Origin of the sequence: Geobacillus sp. CAMR5420 (assembly GCF_000691465.1) — a bacterium.
Taxonomy (GTDB): Bacteria; Bacillota; Bacilli; order Bacillales; family Anoxybacillaceae; genus Geobacillus; species Geobacillus thermoleovorans.
This window is the reverse complement of record NZ_JHUS01000003.1, coordinates 1-12,984: the sequence shown is the minus strand read 5'-3', so window position 1 is coordinate 12,984 and position 12,984 is coordinate 1. Positions and strand designations below refer to the sequence as shown.

Genomic DNA, 12,984 nt, shown 5'->3' with positions numbered 1-12,984 from the left:
TGCTATCCCCGTTTCCATCTCGTTCCTTGCGGCGTGTCTTCCAAAATAATGTTTTTCGCTCTCAACTCGTCGCGAATGCGGTCGGCCAGCGCAAAATCGCGGTTTTTCCGCGCTTCATTGCGCTTTTGGATCAACGCCTCGATTTCCTCATCAAGCAGCTCATCCTGCTTCAAGGTGAGTCCAAGTACGTCCGCCAGCTGTTCGAACTCGCGCAAAAACGCGTGAATGACCTTCTCGGATGTCGTTTTTTCCTGCAAGTACAAGTTGGCCTGCTTCGCCAGTTCAAACAATACGGCAATGCCGTTCGCCGTGTTGAAATCGTCGTCCATTTCACGGATGAACGAGGCGCGGATGTCGGCAATGCGCGAAACCCATTCCTCGTCATTGTCCGTTAAGTTCGTGCTTGCCTGCAGGCGATGCTGCAAATTGCCATACGCCGTCTTCAGGCGCTCGAGTCCGCGCCGCGCACTCTCAAGCAGTTCCTCGCTGTAGTTGATCGGATGGCGGTAATGCACCGACAGCATGAAAAAACGCAGCACTTGCGGGTCGATCTCCCGGATGATATCGTGAACGAGCACGAAATTGCCAAGCGACTTCGACATTTTTTCGTTGTTAATATTTAAATACCCATTGTGCAGCCAATATTTCGCGAACGGTTTGCCGGTCAGCGCCTCCGACTGGGCGATTTCGTTTTCATGGTGCGGGAATGTCAAGTCCTGGCCGCCGGCGTGGATATCGATCGTATCGCCCAAATATTTGCGCGCCATCGCCGAGCATTCGATATGCCAACCAGGCCGCCCTTTCCCCCATGGACTGTCCCAACAAATTTCTCCTTCCTTCGCTGCTTTCCAAAGGGCGAAATCAAGTGGATCGTCTTTTTTCTCCCCAATTTCGATGCGCGCCCCAGCTTGCAGCTCATCGATCGATTGATGAGACAGCTTGCCGTATTCACGGAACTTGCGCGTCCGGTAATACACGTCGCCGTCGACTTCGTAGGCATATCCTTTGTCAATGAGCGCCTGAATGAATTCGATAATCGTATCAATGTTTTCGGTCACCCGCGGATGGATGTCCGCTTTTTTGCAGCCAAGCGCCTGAATGTCTTCAAAATACGCCTCAATAAACCGCTCAGCGATCGCCGGCACGCTCTCGCCGAGCTCGCGGGCCGCTTTGATCAGCTTGTCATCGACGTCGGTAAAGTTCGATACATACGTCACATCATAGCCGCGGAACTCCAAATAGCGGCGGATCGTGTCAAAAACGATGGCGGCCCGAGCATTGCCGATGTGAATATAATTATAGACGGTCGGGCCGCACACATACATTTTCACTTTATTCGGTTCCAGCGGCTCAAACGGTTCTTTTTTTCGCGTCAGCGTATTATAAAGCCGGATGCTGCTCATACTCGTTCTTCCTTTCTTGTTGTTTCAATGCCTCAAGCTCGCTTTTCAGCCGGGCGATTTCCTCTTCAAGCTCCCGAAACCGGTCGGCGATCGGGTCAGGAAGGTCGGTATGGTTTAAATCTTTCTTCACTTTCACCCCGTCGCGCACAACGACGCGGCCCGGAATGCCAACGACGGTCGAATTGGGCGGTACGTCTTTTAACACGACCGACCCAGCGCCGATTTTCGAGTTTTCCCCGATCGTAATCGAACCGAGCACTTTTGCGCCGGCAGCGATCAAACAGTTGTCTTTGATCGTCGGGTGCCGCTTCCCTTTTTCTTTCCCTGTCCCGCCTAATGTGACCCCTTGATAGACGGTGACATTGTCGCCGATTTCGCACGTTTCGCCGATCACCACGCCCATGCCGTGGTCGATGAAAAAGCGGCGGCCGATTTTCGCGCCCGGATGGATTTCAATGCCAGTGAAAAAGCGGCTGATTTGCGAAATCAAGCGGGCAAGAAAGTAAAATTTCCGCTTGTAAAGCGCATGGGCGATCCGATGCGCCCAGATGGCATGCAGGCCGGAATATGTTAAAATGACTTCCAAATAGCTTCTCGCCGCCGGGTCTTGCTCAAAAATGACCTCAATATCCTCTTTTAACGTTTTAAACATAATGTCCTCCCTCCACCCTCTAAGTTGTCTTGAATAAAAAAGCGTCCCTGTGCCGAAGACACAGAGACGCTTTTGGCGCGGTTCCACTCTGTTTAGCGAAACGGGGCGCCGTTTCGCTCACTCGATTCCGATAACGGAGATGCTCCGCTCCCCTCTACTGCAGAACGTCTCTGTTCCGGTTCGAAAGGAGACTCCGAGGCGCACTTCAGACAGCACCGAACATAAGCCGCTTCCAGCCAAGGCGGCTCTCTCTGGGATGCCGATGCTTCCTACTTCTCCTCGTCAACGCTTTTTCTTTATGCACTTGTTCCATCGAAACTTTATATTATTATACCACATCCATCATGCAAACGTGCATAGAGGCCGATTAAAATTTTTCTTGCAACGCCCGCTCCAGCCGCTCGATCACTTTTTCTTTGCCGAGCAACTGAATGGCAAACGGCAGCTCCGGTCCGTGCGTTTGTCCCGTCACCGCCGCGCGGATCGGCATAAACAACTTTTTCCCTTTTTGCCCGGTCGCCTTTTGCACCGCTTTAATGGCCGCTTTAATCTCGTCTGCCGTAAACGGCTCAAGCTCACGCACGCTCTCAAGGAAGGTGGAAAGCACAGCCGGCACTTGCTCTTCAGCAAGCACTTGACGCGCCTCGTCCTCGTAGTCGATTTCTTCTTTAAAGAACAGCTCAGACAGCGGGACGATCTCCGCCCCGTAGCTCATTTGCTCTTGATACAAAGCAATTAAATCGCGCGCCCATTGCCGCTGTTCGTCCGTCATATCCGCCGGCAGGCGCCCGGCTTTCACTAAATGCGGCAAGGCCAGCTCGACAAGCCGGTCAAGATCAAGCTTTTTGATATATTGGTTGTTCATCCATGTCAGCTTTTTCGTATCAAACATGGACGGCGATTTTGACAGCCGGGAGACATCGAACATGCGGATCAGTTCGTCTTTCGTAAAAATTTCTTCCTCTCCTTCCGGCGACCAGCCAAGCAAAGCGAAAAAGTTGAACATCGCTTCCGGCAAATAGCCAAGTTCTTTGTATTGCGAGACGAACTGAATGATGGATTCATCGCGCTTCGACAGCTTTTTCCGCTGCTCGTTGACGATCAACGTCAAGTGCGCGAACTGCGGCGGCTCCCAGCCGAAATACTCGTATACCATGAGCTGCTTCGGCGTATTGGACAAATGTTCCTCACCGCGAAACACATGGCTGATTTCCATTAAATGGTCGTCGATGACAACAGCGAAATTGTATGTCGGAATGCCATTCGCCTTGACAATCACCCAATCGCCGCCGACATCTTTCGATTCAAACACCACTTTGCCGCGCACTAAATCGTAAAATTCGTACGTTTTCCCTTCCGGCACCTTCAGGCGGATCGTATACGGCTTCCCTTGCGCCTCGAGCTCCGCGACCTGCTCCGGCGTCAAATGGCGGCATTTGCCGCTGTACTGCGGAGCGGCGATGCCGGCCGCCCGCTGCGCCTCCCGCTCGCGCTCGAGCTCTTCCGGCGTGCAAAAACATTTGTACGCATGCCCTTGCTCAAGCAATTCATTCACATATTTTCGGTAAATATCGAGCCGCTCCGTTTGCCGGTACGGCCCGTAGCCGCCATCTTGATCAATCGATTCATCATAATCAATGCCGAGCCATTTTAAGTTTTCGAGCTGCGACTTTTCGCCGCCTTCGACGTTCCGTTCAATATCCGTATCCTCGATGCGGACGATCATTTTTCCACCGTGATGGCGGGCAAACAAATAGTTAAACAGCGCTGTCCGCGCCCCGCCGATATGCAAATGGCCGGTTGGGCTCGGCGCATAGCGCACGCGCACCTCTTTTGCCATCATCCAAACCCTCCACTTCCATCAAAGCTTGTGCTATTATTGTACCGTTTATCGCGGCAAAGTTCAAAACAGACAGCTCTCGCCTAAGCCGCACCACGCCGCCGACGCCCCCCCTTTACACCTCCTAGCCAGGACGGCGAACAAAGCGCTTATGTATTAAAGAACGAGGCCTTCCCAAATGATGCTGCCAAAGGCCGCTCCATTAGCTTTTTTGCAGCAAGACGACCGCCTGGGCGGCAATGCCTTCCCCCCGCCCAGTGAATCCAAGCTTCTCCGTCGTCGTTGCCTTCACATTGACTTGCGAGCGCTCGGCTTCCAGCAACCGAGCGATCACCGCCCTCATTTCTTCAATATATGGCGCCAGCTTCGGCTTTTGTGCGATGATCGTGCAGTCGGCGTTCACGAGCCTATACCCTTCCTGCCGAGCGAGCGCCCATACGTGCGCCAACAGCTCAGCCGAGTCGGCATCTTTAAAGCGCGGATCTGTGTCTGGAAAATGCCGGCCGATATCGCCGGCGCCGATCGCCCCAAGGCATGCGTCCGCCACCGCATGAAGCAGCACGTCGGCATCTGAGTGGCCGAGCAGCCCCTTTTCATACGGAATAGTAACGCCGCCAATGATCAGCGGACGCCCTTCAACAAGCTGATGGACGTCAAACCCTTGTCCAATGCGAAACATCTCTCCACCCCCATCTATTCGGCCATCCGGCTTGCCAAAATCGCTTCAGCAAACAAAAGGTCCTCCGGCGTCGTCAGCTTAATATTGCGATAATCCCCCTCAATGATCTTCACCGGCTTGCCGATTCGCTCCACAAGGCTGGCGTCATCCGTGCCGAGATAGCCAGCCTGTTTCGCCGCTTCGTGCGCTTCCATGATCAAAGACAGACGAAAAGCTTGTGGCGTCTGCACCGCCCACAAGCTGGAACGATCAATCGTCTGTTCGACAAACAAACCGTTCGCTTTTTTGATCGTATCTTTCACCCGCACTGCCGGGATCGCCGCCCCGTACTGAACAGCGGCGTTCACTAGCTCGTGCAAATGATGGACGCGGACAAACGGGCGGGCGCCGTCATGGATGAGAACAATCTCCTCCCCCGCGAGCGCCTGCAATCCGTTATAGACGCTATGCTGCCGCTCCTCGCCGCCGTCGGTAAGCGCGGCGACTTTTTGAATGCGAAAGCGGGCGAGCAGCTGCTCAAATCGGCTTCGCTCGGCTGGGTTGACGACGAGCACGATGCGGGTGCACCGCTCATCGCGCTCAAACACGTTCAGCGTCCGAACGATGAGCGGCTCACCGCCAAGCTCAAGGAATTGCTTGTTCATGCCGGCGTTCATCCGCTTTCCTCGCCCGGCCGCCAAGACAATCGCTTCGTAATTCATTGGCCGTTTCCCCTATTCGTTTTACAACGCTTTTTGCAGCAGTTTCAATTTGGCAAAAATCATTCTCCCTGCAGATGTTTGTAACACGCTGGTGACTAAAACGTCAACCCGTTTGCCGATATATTCTTTGCCATCTTCAACGACGATCATCGTCCCGTCGTCCAAATAGGCCACGCCTTGGTTATGCTCCTTCCCATCTTTAATGACGTGTACGTTCAGCTCCTCGCCTGGCAACACGACCGGTTTGACGGCATTCGCTAAATCGTTGATATTCAAAACACGCACGTTTTGCAGCTCACATACTTTGTTTAAATTGAAATCGTTCGTCACGACAACGCCTTGAAGCTGCTTCGCCAGCTTGACGAGTTTGCTGTCGACTTCCTGGACGTCGCTGAAATCCGCTTCATGGATTTCCACTTTCATCGCCATTTCTTTTTGGATGCGGTTCAAAATATCCAAGCCGCGGCGGCCGCGGTTCCGCTTCAGCACATCGGACGAATCGGCGATATGCTGCAATTCTTCGAGCACAAACCGCGGAATGACAAGCGGCCCTTCCAAAAACCCGGTTTGGCAAATGTCTGCGATCCGCCCGTCGATGATGACGCTCGTATCCAAAATTTTCACAGCACCGCCCTTTGACGGTTCGTTTTCCGCTTCTCCACCTTTTTTCTTCGCCATGCGATTGGACAAGGAAAATAAGTTCATCAACTCATTCCGTTTCTTTAAACCGACGCGAAACCCTAAGTAGCCAAGCAACACCGTCAAAAAAATCGGCAACACCGTATTCAACACTTGAATGTGAAACGACTGCAACGGCATGACAACGAAAAACGCGATAATAAGACCGAAAATCAGCCCGAGACTGCCAAACAGCACGTCGGCGGCCGGCGCCTTCACGAGCGTTTCCTCCACCCAGCGAATCATGTCGACCACATAATCGACAAGCCAAAACGTCAACAAAAAGAAAACGACTGCCCCCAGCACCGCCAGCGTATAAGAATTATTGAGAAGCGGCATGCCGCTCACATTCATCACCTTAAGCAAGTCAGGAAAAAACATGGCGCCTAACGTTCCGCCCACGGCGAGGAAAAATAATTGCACAATGCGTTTGACCATCAGCCCATCTTCACCTCCCTATTTAACATTATAAACAGTTTCCAATGTTTGAAACCAATTGGAAGGCAATTTTTAATCGTTTTTGAACATTCGACATCTGCTTGTAACAATAGCAGAAAACGCCGGCCAAACGCCGTAGTTGTTTCGGATCTCCCTACTATATTTTTACGTACATCAGAGCGAAAAGGTTCAATCCTTTTAGGCTGTTTATGCCTCTGCTTGAGCACTTAAGAATGAAGAGGCGATGAATTTTTGATCGCTCATATCCCCTTGGACACGAAGAAGCGGGCCGCGCAGGCGAAAGAGCGATTAACACATTGTATGCTCAAGCGCCTCGGCCACATGCGAAACACCGATCACTTGCACACCTTTTGGCGGCTGCCAGCCGGCTAAATTGTTTTTTGGCACAATGATGCGGGAAAAGCCTAATTTTACCGCCTCCTGCACGCGCTGTTCGATGCGCGAGACGCGGCGCACCTCTCCAGTTAAGCCGACTTCGCCGATAATGACATCCGCCGGATTCGTCGGCCGATCGCGAAAGCTCGAGGCGATGCTGACAGCGACCGCCAAGTCAATTGCCGGCTCATCAAGCTTCACGCCGCCCGCCACTTTCAAATAAGCATCTTGGTTTTGCAACAGCAGCCCAACCCGCTTTTCGAGCACGGCCATCAAAAGCGACACACGGTTATGGTCAAGGCCGGTCGCCATCCGTCTCGGGTTGCCGAAGCTCGTCGGCGAGACGAGCGCCTGGATTTCCACGAGCACCGGCCGCGTCCCTTCCATCGCCGCCACGACCGTCGAGCCAGCCGCTCCGCGCGACCGTTCTTCTAAAAACACTTCTGATGGGTTTTCCACTTCCTTCAGCCCAATGTCGCGCATCTCAAAAATGCCGATTTCGTTCGTTGAGCCAAAACGGTTTTTCACCGCTCGCAAAATGCGATACGTATGGTGTCGCTCCCCTTCAAAATAGAGAACGGTGTCCACCATATGTTCGAGCAGGCGCGGCCCGGCGATCGCCCCTTCCTTCGTCACATGACCGACGATAAAAATGGCAATGCCTTTTGTTTTCGCCAGCTTCATCAGCTCGGCCGTGCATTCGCGCACTTGGGCGACGCTGCCCGGTGCAGAGGAAATATCGGTGCGATACACCGTCTGAATCGAATCAATGATGACACAAGCAGGTTGAACCGTTTCAACCGCTGCCACAATGTATTCCAAATCTGCTTCCGCCAACACGTACAGCTGATCGCACTCCGCACGAAGGCGTCCAGCGCGCAGCTTTACTTGTTTGACCGATTCCTCACCGGAGACATACAGCACTTGATGCCCAGCGGCGGCCAGCTGCGCCGATGTTTGCAAAAGCAACGTTGATTTGCCAATGCCAGGGTCGCCGCCGATCAAAACGAGCGAACCTTTGACGATTCCACCGCCCAGCACGCGATCGAGCTCCGCGCTGTTCGTTTTCATGCGCGGCTCTTGCACCGCCTCCACGGCTGTAATCGGGACCGGTTTGGCCGAACCCGCCCGCTCCGAATGAAGAAATGCGCCGCGCACAGTCGGTTTCTCCTGCTCAATTTCCTCAACAAACGAATTCCATGTTTGGCATCCCGGACAGCGTCCAAGCCATTTGGCCGACTCATATCCACACTCTTGGCAAACGAACTTCGTTTTCTTCTTCGCCATCGATCTTAACCCTTTCTGTAACGTTTTCCAACGAAAAAAAGGCATGGGCAGGAAGCTGCCGCATGCCTTTTCTTCCCTCACACGACCGCTTGTTTCGACAATACGACAAACTCCCCGTCTTTGACATCCACGACGACTTTTTGCCCTTTGGCGATCGTGCCTTTTAACAATTCTTCGGACAAACGGTCTTCAACATGCTTTTGCAAGGCGCGGCGCAGCGGGCGGGCACCGTATTCTGGATCGAACCCTTCGGCGGCGATTTTCTCAATGGCGGCCTCCGTCAGCTCAAGATCAATGTCTTGCTCTTTCAGCCGCTTCACGAGCGTATCGGCCATCAATCGGACGATTTGTTTCAGATGGTCTTTTTCGAGCGAATGGAAGACGATGATTTCGTCGATCCGGTTTAAAAACTCTGGACGGAATGCTTTTTTCAGCTCATCCATCACTTTGCTTTTCATATCTTTGTATTGCTGGTTCCCGTCTTGAATGTTGAAGCCAACGTACTTATTCCGTTTCAGCGCATCGGCGCCGACGTTGGACGTCATGATGATGATCGTGTTGCGGAAGTCGACCGTCCGCCCTTTCGAGTCAGTCAGCCGCCCATCTTCCAACACTTGCAGCAAAATATTGAACACGTCCGGATGCGCTTTTTCCATCTCATCTAACAGGACAACCGAATACGGCTTGCGGCGCACTTTTTCCGTCAGCTGGCCGCCTTCTTCATAACCGACATACCCCGGCGGCGACCCGATGAGCCGCGATGTCGAGTGTTTTTCCATATACTCGGACATATCGATGCGAATGAGGGCGTCTTCATCGCCAAACATCGCTTCTGCCAAGGCTCGAGCCAACTCCGTTTTCCCAACCCCGGTCGGACCAAGGAAAATGAACGAACCGATCGGGCGTTTCGGGTCTTTCAGGCCAGCACGGGCGCGGCGCACCGCTTTGGCGACCGCTTTGACCGCCTCGTCTTGGCCGACGACACGCGAATGCAAAATTTCTTCCAGCTTGAGCAGCCGCTCCGTTTCCGTCTCAGCGAGCTTCGATACCGGAATGCCGGTCCAACTCGAGACGACCGCGGCGATGTCTTCGACCGTCACTTCCAAATTTTCTTGGCCTTGTTTTTCTTTCCACGCACGTTTCGTTTCCTCCAGTTCTTCGCGCAGCCGCTGTTCCATATCGCGCAGCGACGCCGCTTTCTCAAACTCTTGGCTTTGCACGGCCGCGTCTTTTTCTTTCCGCACTTCCTCGAGCTTTTGTTCAAGTTCTTTCAATTTCGGCGGTGCGGTGAACGAACGAAGGCGCACTTTCGAGCAAGCCTCGTCGATCAAATCGATCGCCTTATCCGGCAAGAAACGGTCGGTAATGTAGCGGTCGGACAACTTGACGGCTTGCACGATCGCCTCGTCGGAAATCGAAACGCGGTGGTGCGCTTCATACCGATCGCGCAACCCTTTTAAAATTTGGATCGATTCTTCCACTGTCGGTTCATCAACGTAAATCGGCTGAAAGCGGCGTTCAAGCGCGGCGTCTTTTTCAATATATTTCCGGTATTCATCGAGCGTTGTCGCGCCGATGCATTGAAGCTCCCCGCGCGCCAACGCCGGTTTCAAAATGTTCGACGCGTCGATCGCTCCTTCCGCCCCACCGGCGCCAATTAATGTATGCAGCTCATCGATAAACAAGATGATGTTGCCCGCTTGACGAATTTCATCCATCACTTTTTTCAGTCGGTCTTCAAATTCTCCACGGTATTTCGTTCCGGCGACGACTGTCCCCATATCGAGCGTCATGACCCGCTTGTCGCGCAGCGTTTCCGGCACTTCGTTATTGACGATTTGTTGGGCTAACCCTTCAGCAATGGCCGTTTTCCCAACGCCCGGCTCGCCGATCAACACCGGATTATTTTTCGTCCGCCGGCTTAATACTTCAATGACGCGCTGAATTTCTTTACTGCGGCCGATGACCGGGTCCAGCCGCCCTTCGCGGGCAATCGCTGTCAAATCGCGGGCGAGGCTGTCAAGCGTCGGAGTGCTCACGTGCGAAGCACCGCCGCCATGGCCTGACATCGACTCATTGCTGCCAAGCAGCTGCAACACTTGCTGGCGCGCTTTGTTCAAGCTTACTCCCAAGTTGTTCAGCACGCGGGCGGCCACCCCTTCGCCTTCGCGGATCAACCCAAGCAAAATATGTTCTGTGCCGACGTATGAATGGCCGAGCTTCCGCGCTTCATCCATCGACAGCTCAATCACTTTTTTCGCCCGCGGCGTATAGTGGATCGTATGCGACACTTCACTGCCACGGCCGATGAGCGATTCGACTTCTTTTTGAATTTTATCTGGGCCGAGCCCAAGCGCCATGAGCGCCTTAGCCGCGATCCCCTCGCCCTCGCGGATGAGGCCGAGCAAAATATGTTCTGTGCCGATATTGTTATGGCCGAGGCGAATGGCTTCTTCCTGCGCCAGCGCCAGCACTTTTTGCGCCCGTTCCGTAAATCTGCCAAACATCATCGTTCATCACCCTCCATCTTTCTTCGTTCCTCCATCTTTAAACGCTCCCGGATCAGCGCCGCGCGGCGGACGTCCCGTTCTTCAGGGCGAAGCGCCCCGCCGGCATATTGCTGCAAAAATCCCGGCTGCGTCAAAATCATCAGCTCATTTAAAATGTTGCGCGAGATGTTCTTGATATATCCTAGATCAATCCCTAAGCGAACATCGGACAGACATTGCGCCGCTTCTTTCGATTCGATGACGCGGCAGTTGGCCAGTATGCCGTATGAACGGAACACCTTGTCTTCTAATTGTATGCCCAAAGTTTTCACTAATGCCTGACGAGCCGCTCTTTCTTGGGCGATCAGCTGCTGAACGATCGTATGCAAATCAGCAACAATGTCTTCCTCCGATTTCCCAAGCGTGATCTGGTTGGAAATTTGGAATATATTTCCCAACGCTTCACTCCCTTCACCGTATGTTCCACGGACAACAAGCCCAAGCTGGTTGATGGCAGGAATAATACGGTTAATTTGCTGCGTCAACACAAGCGCCGGAAGATGCATCATCACCGAAGCCCGCAATCCCGTCCCGACATTGGTCGGGCAGCTCGTTAAATAACCAAGCCGCTCGTCAAAGGCATAGTTGACATACCCTTCAATCCAATCGTCCAATTCGCTCGCCGCCTCGAGAGCCTCAGCAAGCTGCAACCCCGGGAATAGGCATTGGATGCGGATATGATCCTCCTCGTTGATCATGATGCTGATTTCTTCATTTTCCGAAAGCAGACAAGCGCCAAACGGCGAATCCTCAGCCAGATGCGGACTAATTAAGTGTTTTTCTACCAATACCCGTTTTTCAATCGGCTGAAGCTCCGACATTTTCAACAACTCGAAGCGGCCTGCCCCTCCGTAAGAACGATGGGCGAACGTCCGTTCAAACAACGCGACGATTTGCATCGCTTCTTCACTGCTAAACAGCGTTGGAAAACGAAAGTCAACGATGTTGCGCGCCAGTCGGATGCGACTGCTTAAGACGATGTCCGAATCCGGCCCCTCTTGGCTCATCCACGCGCTGACCGCCGTATTGAAAAACTTCTCGAACGACATACCGCTTACATATCCCCCTCTCCGCGTCGACGCAGTTCATCCTCCAACGAGCGGATTTGGTCGCGCACCTCGGCCGCCCGCTCGAATTCCTCACGAGCAACGAGCTCCTGAAGCTTTTGTTTCAACATAGCAAGTTGCTTGCGCAAATGGAGAACGCCGCCTTTTCGCTTCGGAATTTTTCCTGAATGAGCGGTATTGCCGCTATGGAGCCGTTTCAAAATCGGCGGCAAGTAGCGTGCAAACGTCCGGTAGCAGTTAGCGCAGCCGAACCGCCCGATTTGTGTGAATTGATGGTATGTCATTTGGCACGTCTCACATTGAAGTACATCCGGGTTCGGAAACGCGTTCGCCGTCATCTCTTTCATCGGCGCTTGAAAGTTAAGAAGCCCCGCCAACAAGTTGTTGAGTGAAAAATCATCATTGCCGTAGAACGTAAACATATGGCCATGCTCTCTGGCGCATTGCTCGCAAAGATGGAACTCCGTTTTCTCTCCGTTTACAATTTTTGTAAAGTGCATCGTGGCCGGCCGCTGCTTGCATTCTTGGCAAATCAATGCCTCCCCCTCCCCCTATTTGTATTTCAGCGACGTCAGCATCGCTTTTAACATGCGGGCCCGCAGTTCGTCCCGCTCGGGCAAATCGATATATAAAACAGAACGATCCATAGCGCTTAACATAATTTTCGCTTCCCGCTCCGAAATTACCTTTTCTTCAACGAGACGTTTTACCACATCTTCAGCATTCGATTGGCTGATGCGGTGGCCGACAAGCTCGAGCAGCTGGTCAATAAGCTGTGCTTCACTCTTTGTCTTCACTTTCATAATGCGGATATACCCACCGCCACCGCGCTTGCTTTCGACGATGTACCCTCTTTCAAGGGTAAACCTCGTATTGATGACATAGTTGATCTGCGACGGAACACATTGGAATTTATTAGCGATTTCGCTTCGTTTAATTTCAACGATATCTTGGTCGCTCATATTGAGCACTTGCTTTAAATATTGCTCAATGATGTCGGAAATGTTCGGCACTCTACCTACCACCTTCCTTACAACCAAGCTGCCTGGCGATGGGCCGTCCGCTGACCAGGACACCCCACTGCCTATTTGTTGACTTTGACTATATTTGACCTTACTCTTACTATACAATGTATTACGGAAAATTTCAAGAGTGACCAAAGAAGGAAAACTAACTATAGAATATCCGTTTTTTTGGACAATAAAACGTCAAGCAGCCGAATAAATGAAAAAGCACGCCTTTTCTTCCAAGGAAAGAAAAGACGTGCTTTCCATTTTGCCTAGCAGCGACCTAC

Annotated in this window: 11 protein-coding genes and 1 other annotated feature; all 11 genes read right to left on the bottom strand. The window is 52.6% G+C overall.

The features are described from left to right. Positions 1–2: 2 nt before the first annotated feature. The 11 genes from cysS to ctsR all read right to left on the bottom strand — a co-directional run bounded on the left by cysS (position 3) and on the right by ctsR (position 12,703). A complete protein-coding gene (gene cysS, locus DI44_RS15595) occupies positions 3–1,403 on the bottom strand; it encodes a cysteine--tRNA ligase (RefSeq protein ID WP_014194590.1) in 1,401 nt (466 codons plus the stop codon). Next, positions 1,381–2,055: a serine O-acetyltransferase gene (gene cysE / locus DI44_RS15600; RefSeq protein ID WP_012820475.1), complete on the bottom strand. Its 675-nt coding sequence runs from the start codon at positions 2,053–2,055 to the stop codon at positions 1,381–1,383. The genes cysS and cysE overlap by 23 nt, the downstream gene beginning before the upstream one ends. Positions 2,056–2,114: 59 nt before the next feature. Continuing rightward, positions 2,115–2,350 (bottom strand) — a binding site (T-box leader). A 72-nt stretch (positions 2,351–2,422) separates the two neighbouring features. Continuing rightward, entirely contained in the window at positions 2,423–3,895 is a 1,473-nt protein-coding gene (gltX, locus tag DI44_RS15605; protein WP_011229598.1) for a glutamate--tRNA ligase, read from the bottom strand. Positions 3,896–4,097: 202 nt separating this feature from the next. After that, positions 4,098–4,574, bottom strand: coding sequence for a 2-C-methyl-D-erythritol 2,4-cyclodiphosphate synthase (gene ispF, locus DI44_RS15610; RefSeq protein ID WP_011229597.1), 477 nt, complete (start codon positions 4,572–4,574; stop codon positions 4,098–4,100). A gap of 14 nt (positions 4,575–4,588) precedes the next feature. Next, positions 4,589–5,275: a 2-C-methyl-D-erythritol 4-phosphate cytidylyltransferase gene (gene ispD / locus DI44_RS15615; RefSeq protein WP_011229596.1), complete on the bottom strand. Its 687-nt coding sequence runs from the start codon at positions 5,273–5,275 to the stop codon at positions 4,589–4,591. Between the two features lie 21 nt (positions 5,276–5,296). Beyond that, positions 5,297–6,391, bottom strand: a complete 1,095-nt coding sequence (locus DI44_RS15620) for a PIN/TRAM domain-containing protein (RefSeq protein ID WP_011229595.1) — start codon at positions 6,389–6,391, stop codon at positions 5,297–5,299. Between the two features lie 309 nt (positions 6,392–6,700). After that, positions 6,701–8,074: a DNA repair protein RadA gene (radA, locus tag DI44_RS15625; RefSeq protein ID WP_011229594.1), complete on the bottom strand. Its 1,374-nt coding sequence runs from the start codon at positions 8,072–8,074 to the stop codon at positions 6,701–6,703. Between the two features lie 77 nt (positions 8,075–8,151). Next, positions 8,152–10,584, bottom strand: a complete 2,433-nt coding sequence (gene clpC, locus DI44_RS15630) for an ATP-dependent protease ATP-binding subunit ClpC (RefSeq protein ID WP_011229593.1) — start codon at positions 10,582–10,584, stop codon at positions 8,152–8,154. Beyond that, entirely contained in the window at positions 10,581–11,672 is a 1,092-nt protein-coding gene (locus DI44_RS15635) for a protein arginine kinase (protein WP_011229592.1), read from the bottom strand. Before DI44_RS15635 ends, clpC begins: the two co-directional genes overlap by 4 nt. A gap of 5 nt (positions 11,673–11,677) precedes the next feature. Continuing rightward, positions 11,678–12,226, bottom strand: a complete 549-nt coding sequence (locus DI44_RS15640) for a UvrB/UvrC motif-containing protein (RefSeq protein WP_011229591.1) — start codon at positions 12,224–12,226, stop codon at positions 11,678–11,680. Positions 12,227–12,241: 15 nt separating this feature from the next. Beyond that, positions 12,242–12,703 (bottom strand): transcriptional regulator CtsR, encoded by a 462-nt coding sequence (gene ctsR / locus DI44_RS15645; RefSeq protein ID WP_011229590.1) that lies wholly within the window; start codon positions 12,701–12,703, stop codon positions 12,242–12,244. Between the last annotated feature and the right edge of the window lie 281 nt (positions 12,704–12,984).

Excerpts from the sequence above, each read along its gene's own strand:
- DI44_RS15635 (WP_011229592.1), bottom strand. The coding sequence starts at position 11,672 with ATGTCGTTCGAGAAGTTTTTCAATACGGCGGTCAGCGCGTGGATGAGC.
- ispF (WP_011229597.1), bottom strand. The coding sequence starts at position 4,574 with ATGTTTCGCATTGGACAAGGGTTTGACGTCCATCAGCTTGTTGAAGGG.
- gltX (WP_011229598.1), bottom strand. The coding sequence starts at position 3,895 with ATGGCAAAAGAGGTGCGCGTGCGCTATGCGCCGAGCCCAACCGGCCAT.
- DI44_RS15620 (WP_011229595.1), bottom strand. The coding sequence starts at position 6,391 with ATGGTCAAACGCATTGTGCAATTATTTTTCCTCGCCGTGGGCGGAACG.
- cysE (WP_012820475.1), bottom strand. The coding sequence starts at position 2,055 with ATGTTTAAAACGTTAAAAGAGGATATTGAGGTCATTTTTGAGCAAGAC.
- clpC (WP_011229593.1), bottom strand. The coding sequence starts at position 10,584 with ATGATGTTTGGCAGATTTACGGAACGGGCGCAAAAAGTGCTGGCGCTG.
- radA (WP_011229594.1), bottom strand. The coding sequence starts at position 8,074 with ATGGCGAAGAAGAAAACGAAGTTCGTTTGCCAAGAGTGTGGATATGAG.
- ispD (WP_011229596.1), bottom strand. The coding sequence starts at position 5,275 with ATGAATTACGAAGCGATTGTCTTGGCGGCCGGGCGAGGAAAGCGGATG.
- cysS (WP_014194590.1), bottom strand. The coding sequence starts at position 1,403 with ATGAGCAGCATCCGGCTTTATAATACGCTGACGCGAAAAAAAGAACCG.